The organism is Caballeronia zhejiangensis (assembly GCF_022879815.1).
GTDB lineage: Bacteria > Pseudomonadota > Gammaproteobacteria > Burkholderiales > Burkholderiaceae > Caballeronia > Caballeronia zhejiangensis.
Map to the genome: position 1 here is coordinate 111,438 of NZ_CP084283.1, position 20,080 is coordinate 131,517.

Consider the following 20,080-nt stretch of genomic DNA (forward strand, 5'->3'; position numbering starts at 1 on the left):
ATTATTTTGAATCGCGTCAGCATAGCGGATCGCCCGGCTCGCGCCATCTATGCCATTCGGCCAATTGGCGCGCGTCGCGGCCGCCGGTAAGCTTGCGCCCATGACTACATCTTCGACTTCGGCATTTGACGGCTTCCTGCTCGGCATCGACGGCGGCGGGAGCGGCACGCGCGTGATTCTCGCCGACGCGCACGGCAACGAACTGGCGCGCGCGAGCGGCGGACCTTCGGGGCTCGGGCTCGGGGTGGCGCGCGCGTGGCAATCGATCGGCGACGCGTGCGCGCGCGCATTCGAGGCCGCCGCGCTGCCGTTCGACTGGCGCAACTGCGCACTCGGCTGTGGCCTGGCGGGCGTCAACAACGCGGACTGGCTCACCGCGTTTCTCGGCGCGGCGCCGGACGTGCGCGCGTTGAGCGTGGAAAGCGACGCCTATACGACAGTGCTCGGCGCGCACGGCGGGGAATCCGGCGTGATCGTCGCGCTCGGCACGGGCAGCATCGCGGCGTCGCTGGACGAATCGGGCGTTTGCCGAATCGCGGGTGGCTACGGCTTTCCGAGCGGCGATGAAGCCAGCGGCGCGTGGCTCGGCCTGCGCGCGGTGGTGCATCTGCAGCGCGTGCTCGACGGCCGCGCGCCCGAAGATGGCTGGTCGCGCGCGATGCTCGCCCACACTGGCGCGACGGATCGCGACAGTCTCGTCGTCTGGCTGTGCGCCGCGAATCAAACCGCTTATGCGACGCTTGCGCCCACCGTGTTCGAGTTCCGCGACCATCCCGAGGCCGCGCGTCTGCTGGATCAGGCGGGGCAGGAAATCGCGAAACTCGTCGCGGCGCTCGATTCCGCCGGCGTGCTGCCCGTCGCGCTGTGCGGCGGGCTGGCCGCGCCTTACGAGCCATTCGTGCCGGCCATGTTGCGCGAACGCATGCGTGCGCCACGCGCCGATTCCGCAGCGGGCGCGCTCGAACTAGCGCGACGCGCGGCGTCCGCTTTCGCGGCTGCGGACGGTGCGGCGCGATAAAATACCGACCTTCGCGGCACCACAAAGGCAGTCATGTATTCGGTTATCGCTACTGATCTCGACGGTACGCTTCTCAACAGCGACCACCAGCTCGATCCCTTCACCGCCGAAACCGTGCGCGCGCTCGCGGCGCGCGGCGTGCCTATCGTCATCGCGACGGGCCGGCATTATCGCGACGTCGCCGGCATTCGCGATGTGCTCGGCGTCGACGCGTATCTCATCACGTCCAACGGCGCGCGCGTGCATACGCCGGCCGACGAGCGCATTTATTCGCGCGACCTCGAGCCCGCCGCCGTGCGCCGTCTCGTGCAGCCCGAGATCGCGGGCAGCGAGCGCGTCATCGTCAATCTTTTTGCCGACGACGCCTGGCTCATCGACCGTCACGCGCCCGAGTTGCTGGTCTTCCACCAGGATTCCGGCTTCAAGTACGAAGTGATGGATCTGCGCGAGCATGATGGCGAGAACATCGCGAAAGTGCTGTATATCGGCGATCCGGCCGATCTGAAGGTGACCGCCGCGAACCTCGAACGGGAGTTCGGCGATTCGCTCTACGTCACGTATTCGCTGCCGGACTGTCTGGAAGTGATGACGTCGGACGTATCGAAAGGGCGCGCGCTGCGTTTCGTGCTGGAGCGGCTCGATGTCGATACCGCGCAATGCGTCGCGTTCGGCGACAACATGAACGATATCGATCTGCTCGAAACCGCCGGGCATCCGTTCATGATGAACAACGCGAACCCCGATCTGATCAAGCGCCTGCCGAACGTGCCGCGTATTGGGTACAACTTCGAGGCGGGCGTCGCGCATCAGCTGCGCAAGCTGTTCGACATTCGCGACGAACTCGCGTCGCCGGGACAGACGCCCGACTGATATCCGTCACGGCGGGCCGCGGACCTCGATCCGCGGTCGGTCCCGCTTATCCGCGATGGCCCCAGTTGTTGCCGTAGCCGCCGTGGTTCCAGCCCGCGCGGTCGTATCGGCCATAGTCGCGATGATCGCGGCCATACCAGCGCGGCGCTTCGTGGCGATAGTACGGCGCGCGATACGCCGGAACCGCGGGACGCACGTACACCGGAGCCGGCGCCACATAAGCCGGCGCGCCGAGCGAGACGCCGATGTGCAGATCGCTGTGAGCCTGAGCCGCGCCGACAGCACCGATAGCAAGACCAGTCGCGACAAGCATGTGGGTGACGATGCGCTTCATTGTGTTTCTCCTTTAAGGCGACGTGTGTCGCATGAGTCCAATTTAAGCGCCCGCCGTCTTACATGCTTCGAGGACTTGTTACCGTGTGCAAGGACGGCGTAAGGGAGTTCGCAAGCGCGGCGGCGCCGTCGACATCGCTGGAAGCCTTATCGTTCAAGCCTTCGGCGGCGCGCGAAATGATCCTTGGCATCGCGTGACGGAAATTCATAAGCAGGCTGCGTAATTCGGCATTACATTTGTCGCGCGCGTTTAATCTTTCGTATGCGCGCTGTGGCGTAAAAACAAAAACGGGCGCATTTCGCGCCCGTTTTGCTTGCCGCCGTTTGCTGCCGCCGTGACTTACTTCTGACGCGTCAGCAACGGATAAAGCACGCCCGCGAGAATCGCGCCGACGATCGGCGCAATCCAGAACAGCCACAGCTGATCGAGCGCCCAGCCGCCGACGAAGAACGCCTGGCTCGACGAGCGCGCCGGATTCACCGACGTGTTCGTGACCGGAATCGAGATCAGATGGATGAGCGTCAGGCACAGGCCGATGGCAAGCGGCGCGAAGCCTTTCGGCGCGCGCTCGTCGGTGGCGCCGAGGATCACGAAGAGGAAGAAGAACGTCATCGCGATTTCGGCGATGAGCGCGGCGGCCATCGAGAAATGCCCCGGCGAGTGCTCGCCGAAACCGTTCGCGGCGAATGCGCTCGACGCGAAGTCGAAGCTCGGATTGCCCGTGGCGATCAGATAGATTACCCACGCGCCGAGCGTCGCGCCGATCACTTGCGCCGCGATGTACGGCACGAGATCGCGCACCGGAAAGCGGCCCGCCGTCGCGAGCCCGATGCTCACGGCCGGGTTCAGGTGGCAGCCCGAGACGTGGCCGATGGCGTAGGCCATCGTCAGGACGGTGAGACCGAATGCCAGCGAAACGCCGGCGAATCCGATGCCGAGTTCAGGAAAGGCCGCGGCGAGCACGGCGCTTCCGCAGCCGCCCAGCACGAGCCAGAAAGTACCGAAAATTTCAGCGCCGAGACGCTTCGACAAATGCATGATTCTGCCTTCGTGAAAAAGATGAAAAGCCGTTGATTTCAAACAAGAACGCGTGACGCGCTTTTGCGCAGCGCAGTTTAAGCGCGGTGTCTTTGGCGAACTGTCAAAAATGGTCGATCGGCTCTCAATTCACGGGCATTGCACCGAAACTTCGGATCATTCCTTAGCGAATGTCTTAACAAGCGCGCAAAAAAATGCCGCCCGGCAAGCGGGCGGCAGTTCCAGCAAATCTGGTCAGGAAGGCAATCAGCCCACCGCGACCTGACGCAACACCGGGCGCTTCGCGGCCTGAAGCATCGCCGTGTAGCTTTCGACGTAGTTCTGCGCCATCGTCTGCGCGCTGAACCGGCGCTCGAACTGCGCGCGGATTTCCGTGCGCGACAGCTCGTCGAGACGTTGCAGCGCGCCGACCGCGCCTTGCACGTCCTCGCAGATGAAGCCCGTCACGCCGTGGTCGATCACTTCCGGCACCGAACCGCGATTGAACGCGATCACCGGCGTGCCGCAGGCCATCGCCTCGATCATCACGAGGCCGAACGGCTCGTTCCAATCGATCGGGAAGAGCAGCGCCTTCGCGCCCGACAGAAATTCCGGCTTCTGCGCTTCATTGATCTCGCCGATGAACTCGACGTGCGCCTGCGAAAGCAGCGGTTCGATCGTCGACTTGAAGTATTCCTGGTCGACCTTGTCCACCTTGGCGGCGATCTTCAGCGGCAGACCGCTCTGGGCCGCGATCTTGATTGCGAGATCGGCGCGCTTTTCCGGGCAGATGCGGCCCAGGAACGCCAGATATTCCGGCTTCTTGTGGGGCTGCGGCGTCAGCAACTGGCTCGGCAGACCGTGATAAACGGTGTTCAGCCAGTTCGCCTGCGGCAGCGGCCCGCGCTGATTGTCCGAGATCGAAATGACGTTCGCCTTCGTGAACGTGTTGAAGATCGGCTGCAGTTCCGGCAGATCGAGCCGGCCGTGCAGCGTCGTCACGAACGGCGTGTCCATCTGCGTGAACAGCGGGAACGGCATGTAATCGAGGTGGAAGTGCAGCACGTCGAACTCGTGCGCGCGCTGGCGGACGGTTTCGAGCAGCAGCATGTGCGGCGCGAGCGCGTCGCGCACGGTCGGATCGAGACGCAACGCACGCGGCCACACGGGTTCGAGCGTCGCCTTGGTTTGCGAATCGCCGCTGGCAAACAACGTTACATCGTGGCCGAGTTCGACGAGCGCATCCGTCAGATAAGACACGACGCGCTCAGTGCCGCCGTAAAACTTCGGAGGAACTGCTTCGTGCAACGGTGCAATTTGTGCGATTCGCATAACGTGACTCTCCATGTAGGTAAGGCATTGCAGTCACGCTCCGGTCGAGCGCTCAACGCATGCCATTCGGGCGGGCCGCGTGTGGTTGGACGCCGCCCGAGACAGGCCCGGAGATGAAAAAACATCGCGACCGGGTTATCCCTTACCGATCATTATCGGGATCGAGACCGGCATTTCACTTCATTTTTCAATCGCTTATCGTTGTTACAGCGCGATACATGTGCTGTTACGAAGTCAGAAATTGCATCGATGGCGGCGATGAGGGCGGATTTGAAGCGTCGGACGCGCCGGGCGGCATGAATGAGCAATTCACGGTCCTGCGGCCTGAAAGGCGCGACAGCGCGCGCCCGTCGTAAAAATACGGGGCGCGGCTATTAAGTCAGACGAATACGTGCCGATAACGCATGTCTGCCGAGCGGCATCGAAGCGGCCGGCTTGTAAGAAATTTTCCTACACGATTCTTCGCGAAACTCCGTCGCAGCGTCGGATGCTTTATCCGACAGGCGCGGCGGCGGGCATCGGCGACAATCGAATCGACAACAGACAACACGCGCGGGGCCGCATTCGCGTTTCTTTGCGAATTCGAGCAAACGTTCCCGCCGGGCCTGACCAGCCACGTTTCGATTCGGGGAAAAGATGACGACCAGCACTACGAGTACGCTCGCGGAAATCCGCGAGGTGAACCTGTCGTACTTGCTCCTCGCTCAGCGGCTTCTTCAGGAAGACCGCATCTCGGCGATGTATCGCCTGGGCCTTTCGGAGCAGGTTGCGCAAGTTCTGGCTTCGCTGACGCTCGCGCAGGCAGTGAAAGTGGCGTCGTCGAGCCATTTGCTGTGCCGCTTTCGTTTCGATGACCACGCGATCCTTTCGTCGCTCGCCGACAAGGACCGCAGCGCGGCGCTCGCGCACGCCCACGCGGCGATTGTGCTGGCGGACAGTCCCGTCGAGCAGATCGGCTGACGCCGCGCGCGAAGCCCGATGGCGACGAAAAGCGTGGTCGCGGAGGTCCGCGAAATCACTTTGGCGATCGAGCTGATCGAGCTCGGCGCGCGCCTGCAACTGCTCGAAGCGGAAACGAGCCTGTCGCGCGACCGTCTCATCAAGCTCTATAAGGAACTGAAAGGCGTGTCGCCGCCCAAGGGCATGCTGCCGTTCTCGACGGACTGGTTCATGACGTGGCAGCCGAACATCCATTCGTCGCTGTTTCACGGCATTTATCGCTTCATGGCGGCCAACGACAAGAGCCAGCCGACGATTCACGCGATCGTGAAAAGCTACCGCCTCTATCTCGAACACGCGGCGCTGTACGGCGACGAACCCGTGCTGTCGCTCACGCGCGCGTGGACGCTCGTGCGCTACTTCGAATCCGGCATGCTCCAGACCAACGTCTGCACGCGCTGCCGCGGACGTTTCGTCGCACATGCGTACGAACTGCGCGCCGGTTACGTGTGCGGCCTCTGCCAGCCGCCATCGCGCGCGGGCAAGACGCGCAAGGCGGGCGCGGACCGCGAAGCGGGGCGGATCGCCGCCTGATCCGCGCGCCCGCGTCCGTCTAAAAGCGATCGTGGTACGAAAGCCCGACGGTCATCCCGTGCGGCGTGCGCTGATACATGATCGCCCAATGCGTCACCGATGCGCCGATCCACGCACCGAGCGCGTCGGCGGCCAGATCCTTGTAGGAGAAGCCGTCCGTGCGGCAGGTTCCGTCGACGATTTCCTTCACCAAGCCCGGCGCAGTGCCGATCAACGTGCCGTAGACGACCGGATGGTCCGAGCCGCGCGTCAAATAGGCGCCGAGCGCGCCGAACGGCGCGGACGCGGCCACGTGGGCAAGTTTGTCGGAGCCGGTCCAGCTATCCGATGTCTGCATACGCCAGCCGCCGCGCGAACCGCTGCAGTCGAAACCCGCATGGGCGAATGAACTCGCGGTCACTGTCAGCGCGAGCGCGCTGGCCTGTTTCATTGCTCTTGTCATCGTTCTCTCCGATTTCCCGACTTCGCGTCTCCAACAAAACTGAACGCGCGTTCGTATTATCGGCAGGAAATGTGATGTTTCGTGTCGAACGGGAAAATTTTGTTTCGCCGTTAGGAAAAGTTCGAGATTTCAGCGATTGAGACGCAGATTTTGCGAAACAGCGAGAAGGTCGCGCGGCAAACCGCACGGAACGTACAGCGGTTTGACCGTGCCCCAAAGTTTTCCAGTCGAGTGCCGTAAACCACTTAACGGCGGTCTTACCGCATCAAACGTGAGGACTCGACTGTGCTGATTTTCATTGGATCGCTCGTGACATTGCTGTCCGTCTTCGGCGGCTATGCCATCGAAGGCGGCCACCTTGGCGCGCTCATGCAGCCGGTCGAAATTCTGATGATCGCGGGCGCGGGCGTCGGCGCGTTCATCCTCGGCAACAACGTCAAGACCATCAAGGCGACGATTCAGGTGCTGCCGACGCTCTTCAAGGGCGCGAAGTACGACAAGAGCATGTACATGGAGCTGATGGGCCTGCTCTACGTGCTGCTCGCGAAAGCGCGCAAGGAAGGCACGCTCGCGCTCGAAGCGGATATCGAAGATCCGGCGAAGAGCCCGGTGTTCAGCCAGTACCCGAAGATTCTCGCGGACCATCACATCGTCGAATTCCTGACGGATTACCTGCGCCTCATGGTGAGCGGCAACATGAACGCGTTCGAGATCGAAAGCCTCATGGACGAGGAAATCGAGACGCATCACGTCGAAGGCGAAGCGCCGGCGCACGCGCTCACCAAGGTCGGCGACGCGATGCCCGCGTTCGGCATCGTCGCGGCGGTGATGGGCGTCGTGCACACGATGGCCTCCGCCGATCAGCCGCCCGCGATTCTCGGCGAGATGATCGCGCAGGCGCTCGTCGGCACCTTCCTCGGCATTCTGCTTTCGTACGGCTTCATCGGACCGCTCGCGAACGTCGCGGAACAGCGCGTCGCGGAGCAGACCAAGATGTTCCAGTGCATCAAGGTGACGATCCTCGCGAGCCTGAATGGCTACGCCCCCGCGATCGCGGTGGAATTCGGCCGCAAGGTGCTGTTCTCGACGGAGCGCCCGTCGTTCTCCGAGCTGGAAGAACACGTGCGCAAGGTCAAGTCGAAGTGACTTCCGCCATAGTCGAGACACAGCGATGAGCAACGATACCGATCGCCCGATATTCATCAAGCGCGTCGTCGCGGGCAAGAAAGGCCATCACGGCGGCGCGTGGAAACTCGCCTACGCGGACTTCATGACCGCGATGATGGCGTTCTTCCTGCTGATGTGGCTGCTTTCGTCGACGTCGCCGGTGCAGCGGCGCGGCATCGCCGAATATTTCCAGATGCCGCTCAAGGCCGCGATGGTCGGCGGCAAGACCGTCGGCATGGACAACAGCATCATCATGGGCGGCGGCCGCGACATTTCCAGCACCGACGCAGGCGCCGCGCGCAAGACCGATGGCGCCACGCAGCTCGCGCAGCGCGCCTCGTCCGACACCGACGAAGAACTGCTCAAGTCCGCGCAGGGCGAGCTCGAACGGCGCGAGCAGGTGCGCCTGCACGATCTTCAGGTGAAGCTCATGGCCGCGATCGAGGCCAATCCGACGCTGCGCCAGTTCAAGCAGCAGATCCGCATCGAATCGACGCAACAGGGCTTGCGCATCGAAATCGTCGATACCCAGAAGCGCCCGATGTTCGCGCTCTCCAGCGACGCCGTGCAGCCGTACATGCGCGACATCCTGCGCGAGATCGGCCGCTCGCTCAACGACGTGCCGAATCACATCGTCGTGCAGGGACACACAGACGCCGTGAAGTACGCGGGCGGCGACAAGGGCTACAGCAACTGGGAGCTGTCCGCGGACCGCGCGAACGCGTCGCGGCGCGAGCTGGTCGCGGGCGGCATGGACGAAGGAAAGGTGATGCGCGTGCTCGGACTCGCATCGACGCAAAACCTGAACAAGAAAGATCCGCTCGATCCGGAGAACCGGCGCATCAGCGTGATCGTGCTCAATCGCAAGACGGAGCTGTCGATGCTGCGCGACGACGGCTCACGCGGCGCGACGCTCGACAACGGCACGGACGCGAACGGCAATCCGTCGTCGGCGCTCGGCCAGCTCATTCCCGGCGTCGCGGTGAGACCCGCGGCGAAGTGAGCAAAAACCTCGAAAAAGACGCTCAAGTGTCGACACGTTTCGACCGTCATCCCGGCAAGAGACAAACATGATCAAACACATTCTGGCAATCGACGATTCAGCCGCGATGCGGCAAATCCTCTCGGCGACGCTGGCGGCGGCGGGTTACCAAGTGACCGTTGCGTCGGACGGCGACGAGGGGCTGGAGTGGGCGCTCGCGGAGCGCTTCGATCTGGTTCTGACCGATCAGCACATGCCGGGCAGAAGCGGGCTCGATCTGATCGTGGCGCTGCGCGGAAATCCCGCATACAAGGCGACGCCGATTCTCGTGCTGACGACCGAAGGCGGCGAGCCGTTCAAGGACGCGGCGCGCTCGGCGGGCGCGACAGGCTGGATCGAGAAGCCGCTCGATCCGGACCTGCTGACGGAACTGGTCGCCGCGCTCTCCGAAGAAACGCAGCACTAAAGCGAACGCACAAGACAACTCGCGCACGCACGCGCCGATGGTGACTCAAGCATGACACTCGACATTACCCAGTTCTACCAGACCTTCTTCGACGAAGCAGACGAACTGCTCGCGCAGATGGAGCAACTGCTGCTCGTTCTGGACATCGCGAATCCCGATCCGGAAGACCTCGCGGCGATCTTCCGCGCGGCGCACTCGATCAAGGGCGGCGCGGCGACGTTCGGTTTCACCGCGCTCACCGAAACGACGCACATCCTCGAATCGCTGCTGGACCGCGCGCGCAACAACGAACTCGTCCTGCGCCGCGACATGATCGACACGTTCCTCGCGACGAAGGACGTGCTGTCGGATCAGCTCGCCGCGTATCGCGCGAGCGCGGAGCCGGATGCGGCCGCGGCCGCCGCGATCTGCGCGAAGCTCGAGCGTCTGAAGAACGAACAGGCCGAAGGCGCACCGTCCGGCCGGATCGAGCCGCCCGCGCTGCCGGGCGCCGACGCGAACGTCGCGTCCGCCGCGAGCGCGAACGCCGCGCCGGCCTACGACGGCCCGAATGCGCCGCCCGCCCACGTGCTTTCGCAGGCGATGGACGCGATCGAGGACGACGGCAACTGGGACGGCGCGTTCGAGCTCGCCGATGGAACGAATGCAGGAACCGCTGCCGCGACGCCGGGACACACCGGCGCGCCGCACGCGGAAGTTGGACCCCACCTGAAAATTACGCTACGGGGGGTGGGCGAGAAGGACCTGGCGACTCTGATCGAGGAGCTGGGGAACCTGGGAAGCATCGTCGGAGAAAAGAAAGCGGACGCCGAGTACGTGGTATGGCTCGACTCGGACGTCCCCGCCGACGATATCGTCGCTGTGTGCTGCTTCGTGATCGATGAAAAGCAGATCACGATCGGCCGCGGCGATGCAGCGGCGCAATCCGCAGAAGCCCAGCCGGCGCGCCTGGAAGCGACGGCCACGCAGATTGCGCAACCCACGATACACGAAGAGCCGAAGCAATCGCAGGCGCACGCGGCGCCCGCATCCGCCGCTGGCAAGGAAGCAGTGAAGGAAGAAGCGGCGACGGCGGCGGGCTCGAAAGACCCGTCCGCCGCTCAGCCGGCAAAGTCCGCAGCAAGCGACGCGGACAAGAAAGCGCGCCCCCAGGCTGCGGCATCGGCGGAAGGCAGCTCGATTCGCGTCGGCGTGGAGAAGGTCGATCAGCTCATCAATCTGGTGGGCGAACTCGTCATCACGCAGGCGATGCTCGCGGAAACCACGAGCACGTTCGATCCCGCGTTGCACGACCGCCTGTTCAACGGCATGGCGCAGCTCGAGCGCAACGCGCGCGATCTGCAAGAGGCCGTCATGTCCATCCGCATGATGCCGATGGATTACGTTTTCAGCCGCTTCCCGCGCCTCGTGCGCGACATCGCCGGCAAGCTCGGCAAGGAAGTGGAACTCGTCACGTTCGGTCAGGCGACCGAACTCGACAAGAGCCTGATCGAGCGCATCATCGATCCGCTCACACACCTCGTGCGCAACTCGCTCGATCACGGCATCGAGACCGTGGAAGCGCGCCGCGCGGCGGGCAAGTCGACGACCGGCCAGCTCGTGCTCTCGGCGGCGCATCACGGCGGCAACATCGTGATCGAAGTGAGCGACGACGGCGCGGGCCTGCGCCGCGACAAGATTCTCGCGAAGGCGCAGAAGCAGGGCATGCAGGTTTCCGAATCGATGAGCGACGAAGAAGTCTGGCAACTCATCTTCATGCCGGGCTTCTCGACCGCCGAACAAGTGACGGACATTTCCGGCCGCGGCGTCGGCATGGACGTGGTGAAGCGCAACATCCAGTCGATGGGCGGCCACGTCGAAATCATGTCGCGCCAGGGCGCGGGCACGACGACGAAGATCGTGCTGCCGCTCACGCTCGCGATTCTCGACGGCATGTCGGTGAAGGTCGGCAACGAGATCTTCATTCTGCCGCTCAACTTCGTGATGGAGTCGCTGCAACCGGTCGCCGAGGACATCTACACGGTCGCGAACGGCGAGCGCGTCGTGCGCGTGCGCGGCGAATATCTGCCGCTCGTCGCGCTGCATCGCGTGTTCGATGTCGAAGGCGCGCGCACCGAGCCGACGCAGGGCATCGTCACGATCATGCAGACGGAAGGACGCCGCTTCGCAATGCTGATCGACGAGCTCGTCGGCCAGCAGCAAGTCGTCGTCAAGAACCTCGAAACGAATTACCGCAAGGTGCACGGCATTTCCGCCGCGACCATCCTGGGCGACGGAAGCGTCGCGCTGATCGTCGACGTGGCCGCGCTCAACCGCGAATCGCGCGCACAGCACGGCGCGCACGCTCACTAATACCGAAGGAGTCTTTCATGGCAGACGTTCAATCGATTCAAACCGCTGCGCCTTCGCGTCGTGACACGCAAAACACGGAAGCAGCCGGACAGGAATTCCTCGTGTTCACGCTCGGCGCCGAGGAATACGGCATCGACATCCTGAAAGTGCAGGAGATCCGCGGCTACGACAACGTTACACGCATCGCGAATGCGCCCGGGTTCATCAAGGGCGTGATCAATCTGCGCGGCATCATCGTGCCGATCGTCGACATGCGCATCAAGTTCAATCTGGGCCGCGTCGAGTACGACAACCAGACGGTCGTCATCATCCTGAACGTCGCGCATCGCGTGGTCGGCATGGTCGTCGACGGCGTGTCGGACGTGCTCACGCTCACGCAGGAACAGGTGATGCCCGCGCCGGAATTCGGCGGCACGCTCGCGACCGAATATCTGACGGGCCTCGGCACGGTCGACGGCCGCATGCTGATCCTGATGGACATCGAGAAGCTCATGACGAGCCGCGAGATGGAGTTGATCGACTCCGTCGGCGCATAAAAACGTATTCAGGAAGCAGGAAGAAGCCATGCTGAAGAAGTTGTCGATCCGCACGACGCTCACGCTCGTCGGCTTGTTGTTCGTCGGTTGCGCGGCGCTCATCGGCGCACTCGCGCTCGTGGGACTGAACTCGGCCAATGCGTCGCTCGCGTCGCTCGCGCAGGAAGACATGGTCGCGATGCGCGCGCTGTCGGAAACGTCGTCGTATCTGCTGCGCTCGCGCGTGACGCTCGACCGCGTGCGTTCGCTCGCCGAAGCGGGCAATACGGAAGAAGCGAAGAAGGCGATCGATCGCGGCCAGTATCTGCTCGACAAGAGCAACGAGAACTGGAAGCTCTATCTCGATACGCCGAAGCCGATGCTCCCGAAGGACACGCTCGATGCGCTCGTCGCCCAGCACGAGACGCTCGTGAAGACCGGCGTGGAGCCGGAATTCACCGCGATCCGGGCGAACGACCTGGCCGCGTATCACGCGATCGCGGACACGAAGATCAGCCCGATGTTCGTCGCGTTCGATCAGGCCGTGACGGCTGCGGTCGCGTCGCATCAGGCGCACGCGGAAAGCTCGCGCGTCAGCACGTCGTCGAATATCGCGGCGCTCAACATGACGATCGGCGCGGTGCTCGTGCTCGCGGTGCTGATGCTGATCGGCACGCGCATGGCGCTCTCCAGCCTGATCGTGAAGCCGATCAACGAGGCCGTCGATCACTTCGACCGCATCTCGCGCGGCGATCTCACGCAGTCCGCGCAGAGCGAAAGCGGCAACGAAATCGGCCGCCTGTTCGCGGGTATCGAGCGCATGCGCGGCAATCTGACGACGATGGTCGGCGCGGTGCATCGCGGCGCGGAATCGATCGATGTCGGCGCGCATGAAATCGCGAGCGGCAACACGGATCTGTCGCAGCGCACGGAAGAGCAGGCGGCGTCGCTGCAGGAAACGGCGTCGAGCATGGAAGAGCTCACGAGCACGGTGAAGCAGAACGCCGACAACGCGCGCCAGGCGAGCCAGCTCGCGGTGAACGCGTCGGATATCGCTTCGCGCGGCGGTGAAGTCGTCGAGCAGGTCGTCGAAACGATGCACGCCATTGCATCGAGCTCGAACAAGGTCGTGGACATCATCGGCGTGATCGAAGGCATCGCGTTCCAGACCAACATTCTCGCGTTGAACGCGGCCGTGGAAGCGGCGCGCGCGGGCGAGGAAGGGCGGGGATTCGCGGTCGTGGCGGGCGAAGTGCGCTCGCTCGCGCAACGCAGCGCGGCGGCGGCGAAGGAAATCAAGGCGCTCATCGGCGATTCGGCCGCGAAGGTCGACAGCGGCACGGAACTCGTCGCGCGCGCCGGTCAGACGATGAGCGAGATCGTGCAGGCGGTGCGCCGCGTGACCGACATCATGGGCGAGATCAGCGCGGCGTCGGAGGAACAGTCCGATGGCATCGAGCAGGTCAATCGCGCCGTCACGCAGATGGACAGCGTGACGCAGCAGAACGCCGCGCTCGTCGAGCAGGCGGCCGCCGCTGCGGCATCGCTCGAAGAGCAGACGCGTCAGCTGAAGGACGTGGTCGCGCAATGGCGCGTGCAAGGCGCGGCGGCAGCGCCGGCGCGCACGAGCGCATCGACGGCCGTGGCGCGTCTTGCGCCGGCGGCGCGCGTCGAACCGTCGACGTCTTCGGTTGCAGCGAAAGCGAAAGCTGTCGAGACGCCAAAAGTTGCGCCGGAAGCGGCCGTTAATAAGGAAGCAGTCAAGGAAACAGTCAAGCCGGCGATCAAGCCGGCGAGCGTTGCCAAGCCCGCTGCGGCACCGCGTGCGAAAGCGACGACCGCCGACGACGGCGACTGGGAAACCTTTTAACCGGACCGGAACGAAAACGGCCATGCAGGCATCGCGCAACACGATCGACACGCAGGAAAAGCGCGAGTCCGCATGGTCGAGCGCGACGAACACGCCACATCGGACGTCGGGGACGACGTCAAGGAAGCACGAAACATCATGATGGCAACGCGCAACGCGCGCGTCGACTTGCCCGCCAATGTGCGCGGCACGGAAGTCGAGCGCGATTTCGAATTCACATCGGCGGATTTCGCCCGCATTCGCGAGCTGATTCATCGCCGCGCAGGCATCTCGCTGTCGGACCACAAACGCGACATGGCGTACAGCCGCCTCGCGCGCCGGCTGCGCGCCTGCGGCATCGATACGTTCAAGCAGTATCTCGACCGTCTCGAAACCAACGACGACAACGCCGAATGGGAAGCGTTCGTCAACGCGCTGACCACGAACCTGACGGCGTTTTTCCGCGAGTCGCATCACTTTCCGATTCTTGCGGACTTCGTGAAGCGCCGGCAGCAGCCGTTCTCGGTGTGGTGCTCGGCGGCGTCGACCGGCGAGGAGCCGTATTCCATCGCGATGACGCTCGTCGAAGCGTTGGGCGAACACGCCGCGCGCCAGTGCACGGTGTTCGCGAGCGACATCGACAGTCAAGTGCTCGCGAAAGCCGAAGCGGGCGTGTATTCGCTCGATCAGGTGAAGGCATTGCCCGTCGAGCGTCTCAAGCGCTTCTTCCTGAAGGGCACGGGCGCGCACGCGGGTCTCGTGAAAGTGCGCCCCGAGTTGCGCGCGATGGTGAACTTCGGCCGCGTGAATCTGACCGAAGCGCGCTACGACGTGAAAGGCCCGTTCGACGCGATCTTCTGCCGCAACGTGATGATCTACTTCGACAAGCCGACGCAGGGCCAGGTGCTCACGCGCTTCGAGCCGCTGATGAAGCCGGGCGCGCTGCTCTTCGCGGGGCATTCGGAGAACTTTACGTATGTGTCGCAGGCGTTCAGGCTGCGCGGCCAGACCGTGTACGAACTCACGCGCGATACGAAGGTTGCGAGCGGATCGAAGCGCGCGCTCGCGGGAGAGCCGGCATGAGCGGTCTGCCAATGGCGTCGAATCTCTATTTCGACAATCACTTCAAGAAGCAGGGCGTGAAGCTCCTGCCGAACGAGTTCTACATGACGAGCGAAGACATGGTGCTCGTCACGGTGCTGGGTTCGTGCGTGGCGGCGTGCATCCACGATCGCACGGCGGGCATCGGCGGCATGAATCACTTCATGCTGCCCGATGACGGTTCCGACGCGTCGCACGCATCGTCGGATTCGATGCGCTACGGCGCGTACGCGATGGAAGTGCTCATCAACGAGCTCATCAAGCGCGGCGGACGGCGCGAGCGCTTCGAAGCGAAGGTGTTCGGCGGCGGCGCGGTGCTCGCGGGCATGACGACCATCAACATCGGCGATCGCAATTCGGAGTTCGTGCGGCGTTATCTCGCGCTGGAAAAGATTCGCATCGTCGCCGAGGACTTGCAGGGCGCGCATCCGCGCAAGGTCGCGTTCATGCCGCGCTCGGGTCAGGTGATGGTCAAGAAGCTGAAGACGGCGCATGACCCGGTGGTCGTCGAGCGCGAGCAGGCGCTCGTGCAGCGCACGCCGGAAGAGCGCGCGGAGCGGCTCGCGAAAGCGCGTGCGCGCGTCGAGCTGTTTCAGTCGAACGCGAAACCGCGTGCGGAGTCGTTCACGACGAATGCATCGGCGGCGAAGCGCCCGCGCGTCGAGTTGTTCACGTCGCGTCTCAAGACCGTGGAGGAAGCATGAACACAGCGCCAAAGATCAAAGTGCTGTGCGTCGACGATTCGGCGCTCGTGCGCAGCCTGATGACCGAGATCATCAACGCGCAGCCCGACATGCACGTCTGCGCGACCGCGCCCGATCCGCTCGTCGCGCGCGAGCTCATCAAGCTGCATAACCCGGACGTGCTCACGCTCGACGTCGAAATGCCGCGCATGGACGGCCTCGACTTCCTGGAAAAGCTGATGCGCCTGCGACCGATGCCGGTCGTGATGGTGTCGTCGCTGACCGAGCGCGGCAACGAAATCACGCTGCGCGCGCTGGAACTCGGCGCGGTCGATTTCGTCACGAAGCCGAAAGTCGGCATCCGCGACGGCATGCTCGATTACGCGGAAAAGCTCGCCGACAAGGTGCGCGCCGCATCGCGGGCACGCGTGAAGCAGACGACGCACGCGGCGAGCGCGCCGGCGAACGCGGCGACGCACAAGCCCGCGCCGCATTTCAACAATCCGCTCGTGTCGACGGAAAAGCTCGTGATCGTCGGCGCTTCGACGGGCGGAACGGAAGCGATCCGCGAAGTGCTCGTGCCGCTGCCGCCCGATGCGCCCGCGGTGCTCATCGCGCAGCACATGCCGCCGGGCTTCACGAAGTCGTTCGCGCAGCGCCTGAACGGGCTGTGCCGCATCACCGTGAAGGAAGCGGAGCACGGCGAGCGCGTGTTGCCGGGCCACGCGTACATCGCGCCCGGCCACGCGCATCTGGTGCTCGCGAGGAGCGGTGCGAACTATGTCGCGCATCTGTCGGATGCGCCGCCCGTGAACCGGCATCGGCCTTCGGTCGACGTGCTGTTCCGTTCGGCGGCGCAGCACGCGGGCAAGAACGCGATCGGCGTGATCCTGACCGGCATGGGCCGCGACGGCGCCGCCGGTCTTCTGGACATGCAGCAGGCGGGCGCTTACACGCTCGCGCAGGACGAAGCGAGTTGCGTGGTGTTCGGCATGCCGCGCGAAGCGATTGCAATGGGCGGTGCGAGCGAAATCGCGCCGCTCTCTGAAATGAGCCGGCGCGTGATGGCGCGGCTTGCCTCGATGGGCGAACGCGTACAGCGCGTCTGAACTTTGGATTTAAGCGGCGCCGCCGCATTGAGAACACACTGGAGTCATGATGGACAAGAACATGAAGATCCTCGTCGTCGACGATTTTCCGACGATGCGCCGTATCGTGCGTAACCTGCTCAAGGAGCTGGGCTACGGCAACGTCGACGAAGCCGAAGACGGCGCGGCGGGCCTCGCGCGTCTGCGCGGCGGCGGCTTCGACTTCGTGATCACCGACTGGAACATGCCGAACCTCGACGGCCTGTCGATGCTTCAGCAGATCCGCGCGGACGCGACGCTCTCGCATCTGCCGGTGCTGATGGTGACGGCCGAGTCGAAGAAGGAAAACATCATCGCGGCGGCGCAAGCGGGCGCGAACGGTTACGTGGTGAAGCCTTTCACGGCCGCCACGCTCGACGAGAAGCTCACCAAGATTCTCGAGAAGATGGCCAAAGCGGGGAGCTGATCTTGAACGATCTGACCACTGAACTCGCAGCCGCGGTCGCCGCGGTTGCCGAAAGCGAAGGCGATCCGTCGAGCGACCGCATTCTCGCGCGCATCGGCCAACTGACGCGCACGCTGCGCGATTCGATGCGCGAGCTCGGCCTCGACAAGCAGGTCGAAGCCGCCGCGCAAGCCGTGCCCGACGCGCGCGACCGCCTGAAATATGTCGCGACGATGACCGAGCAGGCCGCCGAGCGCGCGCTCAACGCGATCGAGCTTGCCAAGCCGATGCAGGAATCGCTGCAAACCGAAGCGCAGGCGCTCGACGCGCGCTGGGCGAAGTGGTACGGCGCGCCGCTCGCGCAGGGCGAGGCGGGGGAACTGCTCGCGCAGACGCGCTCGTTCCTGCAGAGCGTGCCGGAGCGCACGCAGGCGACCAATGCCCAATTGCTCGAAATCATGCTCGCGCAGGATTTCCAGGATCTGACCGGCCAGGTCATCAAAAAGATTACGGACGTCGTGTATCTGATCGAGCAGCAATTGCTGGGCGTTTTGCTCGAGAACATCGCGCCGGAACGCCGCGAGCAGTTCGCTGCATCGGCGGCGGCGCTGATGTCGGCAGTGTCGACCGGCAGTCCGGAAAGCCTGCTGAACGGTCCGCAAATCAATCCTGAAGGACGCAGCGACGTCGTGCAGGATCAGTCACAAGTGGACGATCTGCTCGCCAGCCTGGGATTTTGAGGGTGATTTTGTAAGCCTTCGTAACTTAGGCCGGCATCGAAGTTGCGAGATGACGCGAAGCGCATACCATTGCGCTTCGCGTTTTTTATTTCGTGCGCTTGCGAACGTTAGGACGGTTCCACCTGGCTGGCATACTGACGATGTTCGCGCCCGCACGATTTTGGGGCGAAAGGCGGTGGCGCATCTGTCACTCAATCGTCAAGCACCGGTCTCTGAATCAAGTGGCGGGGCCGGCGGATAACCGATAGGAGGCCCAGTGAAGGCACCGAAGCAATCCCGTCTTGGGCATCTCATGAGCGCGTTGGCAATCGTTGCCGGCGCGCTCGGCGTGAGCGCGGCAGCGCCCGCCTACGCCGTGCTCGGCGGCCAGCCGATGGCAGCGCCGCAAGGCGCCACGGCGGAATCATCCACGGCCGCGGTCGCGCGTGCGGCCGTCGCAAGCGGCGAATCGAGCGCATCGACGACATCGGCGTCGAACTACACCGTTCGCACGACCACGCTCGCGAGCGGAACGGTCATCAACGAATATTTGTCGACGGAAGGCGTCGTGTTCGGCATCGCGTGGCACGGTCCCCGCATGCCGGATCTCGCCAGCCTGCTCGGCAGCTATTTCCCGCAGTATCAGCAGGGCCTGAAGGCGCAACGCGCCGCGCGCGGCGGCCGCGGGCCGGTCAGCGTGCAGGATTCCGGACTCGTCGTGGATTCGGGCGGTCACATGGGCTCGTTCGCGGGCAGCGCGTATTTGCCGCAATCGTTGCCTGCCGGCGTGTCCGCCAGCGACATCCAGTAAGCGACGGGAGACTCAGTATGCATAGAACGACACTCGGCCATCCCGCTCTCTCTTCGTCCCGGCGCGGCGGCTTTGCCCGCTGGCTCGGCGTGCTCTGCCTTTCCGTCATGCTCGCGGCCTGCGGCGGTGGCGGCGGCGACGACTCCAGTTCCAGCAGCGGCGGCGGTTCGTCGGGCGGCTCCGGCGGCTCGGGCGGTTCCAGCGGCGGCGGCTCGACCACCAGCACCGCGAACGCGCAGCCGATCGCGCCCAACGGCACGAACGCGGTGGCGATCAACGTCAACTCCGGCGCCGCGGGCTTCGTCAACATTCCGAACGTATCGGTGACGGTGTGCGCGCCGGGCTCGTCGGTGTGTCAGACGATCGACAACATTCAGGTCGACACGGCGTCCTTCGGCCTGCGCATTCTCGGATCGGCGGCGCAGAACGTGCTCGGCAGCCTGCCGACCTCGCGCGCGTCGAACGGCGGGCAGCTCGCCGAATGCGCCGGTTTCGCCGACGGCTACACGTGGGGCACCGTCCGCACGGCCGACGTGAAGATGGGCACGGAAGTGGCGTCGGGCGTGCCGATTCAGATCATCGGCGATCTGAGTGCATCCGCGGCGCCGACCGGCGACAACGGCTGTCCGTCCGGCAGCGACGAAAATTCGACCGCCGACATCGGCGCGAACGGCATTCTCGGCATCGGCCCGCAGGCCTACGACTGCGGCGACGGCTGCGCGAGCACGGCGCTCAACGCGATGTACTTCTCGTGCACCAACGGCGCGAATTGCTCGGGTGTCGCGGTGCCGCTGGCGCAGCAAGTGACGAATCCGGTCACCAAGTTCGCGGTCAACAACAACGGCGTGATCGTGCAATTGCCGCCCGTTGCCGATAACGGCGCGGCCACCGCGACCGGCGTGCTGATATTCGGCATCGGCACGCAGAGCAACAACGGGATCAGCAACGTGACGAAGTACGGCACCGATCCCTATGGCGATCTGACCGGCACGTACAAGGGCAAGACGTACAAGACGTTCTTCGACACCGGGTCGAACGGCAACTTCTTCCAGGATAGTTTTCCGCTGTGCAACGGATCGTCGGCGTTCTATTGCCCGAGCGCGACGCAGTCGCTGTCGACCACGATCAAAGGCAGCGAAGGCAACAGCGCCACCGTGCCGTTCCTGCTCGCCAACGCGAGCACGCTGACGCAAGGCAAGAACAAGTTCGCCTTCAACAGTCTCGGCGGTCAGTTGGGCATGTCGAACTTCTTCGACTTCGGCTTGCCGTTCTTCTTCGGCCGGCATGTCTACGTCGGATACCAGTTGCCGAACAGCTCGGCCTACGTCGCGTTCTGACCGTTCGGACGTTCGCCCG

Annotated in this window: 21 protein-coding genes; 17 read left to right on the top strand and 4 right to left on the bottom strand. The window is 64.1% G+C overall.

The window, feature by feature from the left end:
• The first annotated feature begins 100 nt into the window (after positions 1–100).
• Together LDZ23_RS00530 and LDZ23_RS00535 are read left to right on the top strand one after the other, a co-directional pair.
• Positions 101–1,018 (top strand): glucosamine kinase nucleotide-binding domain-containing protein, encoded by a 918-nt coding sequence (locus LDZ23_RS00530; protein WP_033536590.1) that lies wholly within the window; start codon positions 101–103, stop codon positions 1,016–1,018.
• A 33-nt stretch (positions 1,019–1,051) separates the two neighbouring features.
• Positions 1,052–1,888, top strand: coding sequence for a Cof-type HAD-IIB family hydrolase (locus LDZ23_RS00535; protein ID WP_008351897.1), 837 nt, complete (start codon positions 1,052–1,054; stop codon positions 1,886–1,888).
• A gap of 46 nt (positions 1,889–1,934) precedes the next feature.
• On the opposite strand, the gene LDZ23_RS00540 is transcribed toward LDZ23_RS00535, so the two are convergent.
• The 3 genes from LDZ23_RS00540 to LDZ23_RS00550 form a co-directional block, all read right to left on the bottom strand.
• Positions 1,935–2,222, bottom strand: coding sequence for a hypothetical protein (locus LDZ23_RS00540; protein WP_008351896.1), 288 nt, complete (start codon positions 2,220–2,222; stop codon positions 1,935–1,937).
• Positions 2,223–2,561: 339 nt separating this feature from the next.
• A complete protein-coding gene (gene aqpZ / locus LDZ23_RS00545; RefSeq protein WP_008351895.1) occupies positions 2,562–3,260 on the bottom strand; it encodes an aquaporin Z in 699 nt (232 codons plus the stop codon).
• A 246-nt stretch (positions 3,261–3,506) separates the two neighbouring features.
• Positions 3,507–4,571 (bottom strand): glycosyltransferase family 4 protein, encoded by a 1,065-nt coding sequence (locus tag LDZ23_RS00550; protein WP_008351894.1) that lies wholly within the window; start codon positions 4,569–4,571, stop codon positions 3,507–3,509.
• A 636-nt stretch (positions 4,572–5,207) separates the two neighbouring features.
• Between LDZ23_RS00550 and flhD the strand changes: the two genes are divergently transcribed.
• Both flhD and flhC read left to right on the top strand, forming a co-directional pair.
• Complete coding sequence (gene flhD / locus LDZ23_RS00555) at positions 5,208–5,531, top strand: flagellar transcriptional regulator FlhD (protein WP_008351892.1); 324 nt, start codon at positions 5,208–5,210, stop codon at positions 5,529–5,531.
• 18 nt (positions 5,532–5,549) lie between these two features.
• On the top strand, positions 5,550–6,104 hold the full coding sequence (gene flhC, locus LDZ23_RS00560; protein WP_008351890.1) for a flagellar transcriptional regulator FlhC: 555 nt from the start codon (positions 5,550–5,552) through the stop codon (positions 6,102–6,104).
• Positions 6,105–6,123: 19 nt separating this feature from the next.
• On the opposite strand, the gene LDZ23_RS00565 is transcribed toward flhC, so the two are convergent.
• Entirely contained in the window at positions 6,124–6,534 is a 411-nt protein-coding gene (locus LDZ23_RS00565; RefSeq protein WP_008351888.1) for a YfiM family lipoprotein, read from the bottom strand.
• Positions 6,535–6,831: 297 nt separating this feature from the next.
• Here LDZ23_RS00565 and motA point away from each other — a divergent pair, with 297 nt between their 5' ends.
• From motA to LDZ23_RS00630, 13 genes are all read left to right on the top strand, one after another.
• Positions 6,832–7,692 (top strand): flagellar motor stator protein MotA, encoded by an 861-nt coding sequence (gene motA / locus LDZ23_RS00570; protein ID WP_008351887.1) that lies wholly within the window; start codon positions 6,832–6,834, stop codon positions 7,690–7,692.
• A 25-nt stretch (positions 7,693–7,717) separates the two neighbouring features.
• Positions 7,718–8,716 (top strand): flagellar motor protein MotB, encoded by a 999-nt coding sequence (gene motB, locus LDZ23_RS00575; RefSeq protein ID WP_008351884.1) that lies wholly within the window; start codon positions 7,718–7,720, stop codon positions 8,714–8,716.
• A gap of 67 nt (positions 8,717–8,783) precedes the next feature.
• Positions 8,784–9,161, top strand: a complete 378-nt coding sequence (locus LDZ23_RS00580) for a response regulator (RefSeq protein WP_008351883.1) — start codon at positions 8,784–8,786, stop codon at positions 9,159–9,161.
• 51 nt (positions 9,162–9,212) lie between these two features.
• Positions 9,213–11,513: a chemotaxis protein CheA gene (gene cheA, locus LDZ23_RS00585; protein ID WP_008351881.1), complete on the top strand. Its 2,301-nt coding sequence runs from the start codon at positions 9,213–9,215 to the stop codon at positions 11,511–11,513.
• A gap of 17 nt (positions 11,514–11,530) precedes the next feature.
• The gene (cheW, locus tag LDZ23_RS00590; RefSeq protein WP_008351879.1) at positions 11,531–12,049 is read left to right on the top strand and encodes a chemotaxis protein CheW; all 519 of its coding nucleotides are present in this window, start codon (positions 11,531–11,533) and stop codon (positions 12,047–12,049) included.
• Positions 12,050–12,077: 28 nt separating this feature from the next.
• Positions 12,078–13,898: a methyl-accepting chemotaxis protein gene (locus LDZ23_RS00595; RefSeq protein ID WP_008351877.1), complete on the top strand. Its 1,821-nt coding sequence runs from the start codon at positions 12,078–12,080 to the stop codon at positions 13,896–13,898.
• A gap of 138 nt (positions 13,899–14,036) precedes the next feature.
• Positions 14,037–14,960 carry a CheR family methyltransferase gene (locus LDZ23_RS00600; RefSeq protein WP_033536589.1) on the top strand — a complete coding sequence of 308 codons (924 nt, stop codon included), beginning with the start codon at positions 14,037–14,039 and terminating at the stop codon, positions 14,958–14,960.
• On the top strand, positions 14,957–15,682 hold the full coding sequence (gene cheD, locus LDZ23_RS00605) for a chemoreceptor glutamine deamidase CheD (RefSeq protein WP_033536555.1): 726 nt from the start codon (positions 14,957–14,959) through the stop codon (positions 15,680–15,682). Before LDZ23_RS00600 ends, cheD begins: the two co-directional genes overlap by 4 nt.
• Positions 15,679–16,770 (top strand): protein-glutamate methylesterase/protein-glutamine glutaminase, encoded by a 1,092-nt coding sequence (locus LDZ23_RS00610; RefSeq protein WP_008351872.1) that lies wholly within the window; start codon positions 15,679–15,681, stop codon positions 16,768–16,770. The genes cheD and LDZ23_RS00610 overlap by 4 nt, the downstream gene beginning before the upstream one ends.
• A 49-nt stretch (positions 16,771–16,819) precedes the next feature.
• Complete coding sequence (gene cheY / locus LDZ23_RS00615) at positions 16,820–17,215, top strand: chemotaxis response regulator CheY (RefSeq protein WP_008351870.1); 396 nt, start codon at positions 16,820–16,822, stop codon at positions 17,213–17,215.
• Between the two features lie 2 nt (positions 17,216–17,217).
• The gene (gene cheZ, locus LDZ23_RS00620) at positions 17,218–17,934 is read left to right on the top strand and encodes a protein phosphatase CheZ (RefSeq protein ID WP_008351868.1); all 717 of its coding nucleotides are present in this window, start codon (positions 17,218–17,220) and stop codon (positions 17,932–17,934) included.
• Between the two features lie 256 nt (positions 17,935–18,190).
• On the top strand, positions 18,191–18,724 hold the full coding sequence (locus tag LDZ23_RS00625) for a DUF2844 domain-containing protein (RefSeq protein ID WP_144403734.1): 534 nt from the start codon (positions 18,191–18,193) through the stop codon (positions 18,722–18,724).
• Between the two features lie 17 nt (positions 18,725–18,741).
• Positions 18,742–20,061: a DUF3443 domain-containing protein gene (locus tag LDZ23_RS00630; RefSeq protein ID WP_008351864.1), complete on the top strand. Its 1,320-nt coding sequence runs from the start codon at positions 18,742–18,744 to the stop codon at positions 20,059–20,061.
• The last annotated feature ends 19 nt before the right edge of the window (positions 20,062–20,080 follow it).

Bases quoted from the DNA above. Each gene is read 5' to 3' on its own strand.
- LDZ23_RS00630 (WP_008351864.1), top strand. From the start codon at position 18,742: ATGCATAGAACGACACTCGGCCATCCCGCTCTCTCTTCGTCCCGGCGC.
- flhC (WP_008351890.1), top strand. From the start codon at position 5,550: ATGGCGACGAAAAGCGTGGTCGCGGAGGTCCGCGAAATCACTTTGGCG.
- motB (WP_008351884.1), top strand. From the start codon at position 7,718: ATGAGCAACGATACCGATCGCCCGATATTCATCAAGCGCGTCGTCGCG.
- cheD (WP_033536555.1), top strand. From the start codon at position 14,957: ATGAGCGGTCTGCCAATGGCGTCGAATCTCTATTTCGACAATCACTTC.
- LDZ23_RS00595 (WP_008351877.1), top strand. From the start codon at position 12,078: ATGCTGAAGAAGTTGTCGATCCGCACGACGCTCACGCTCGTCGGCTTG.
- LDZ23_RS00600 (WP_033536589.1), top strand. From the start codon at position 14,037: ATGATGGCAACGCGCAACGCGCGCGTCGACTTGCCCGCCAATGTGCGC.
- LDZ23_RS00580 (WP_008351883.1), top strand. From the start codon at position 8,784: ATGATCAAACACATTCTGGCAATCGACGATTCAGCCGCGATGCGGCAA.
- LDZ23_RS00540 (WP_008351896.1), bottom strand. From the start codon at position 2,222: ATGAAGCGCATCGTCACCCACATGCTTGTCGCGACTGGTCTTGCTATC.
- cheY (WP_008351870.1), top strand. From the start codon at position 16,820: ATGGACAAGAACATGAAGATCCTCGTCGTCGACGATTTTCCGACGATG.
- aqpZ (WP_008351895.1), bottom strand. From the start codon at position 3,260: ATGCATTTGTCGAAGCGTCTCGGCGCTGAAATTTTCGGTACTTTCTGG.
- LDZ23_RS00610 (WP_008351872.1), top strand. From the start codon at position 15,679: ATGAACACAGCGCCAAAGATCAAAGTGCTGTGCGTCGACGATTCGGCG.
- flhD (WP_008351892.1), top strand. From the start codon at position 5,208: ATGACGACCAGCACTACGAGTACGCTCGCGGAAATCCGCGAGGTGAAC.
- cheW (WP_008351879.1), top strand. From the start codon at position 11,531: ATGGCAGACGTTCAATCGATTCAAACCGCTGCGCCTTCGCGTCGTGAC.
- LDZ23_RS00530 (WP_033536590.1), top strand. From the start codon at position 101: ATGACTACATCTTCGACTTCGGCATTTGACGGCTTCCTGCTCGGCATC.
- LDZ23_RS00565 (WP_008351888.1), bottom strand. From the start codon at position 6,534: ATGAAACAGGCCAGCGCGCTCGCGCTGACAGTGACCGCGAGTTCATTC.
- LDZ23_RS00535 (WP_008351897.1), top strand. From the start codon at position 1,052: ATGTATTCGGTTATCGCTACTGATCTCGACGGTACGCTTCTCAACAGC.
- cheA (WP_008351881.1), top strand. From the start codon at position 9,213: ATGACACTCGACATTACCCAGTTCTACCAGACCTTCTTCGACGAAGCA.
- LDZ23_RS00550 (WP_008351894.1), bottom strand. From the start codon at position 4,571: ATGCGAATCGCACAAATTGCACCGTTGCACGAAGCAGTTCCTCCGAAG.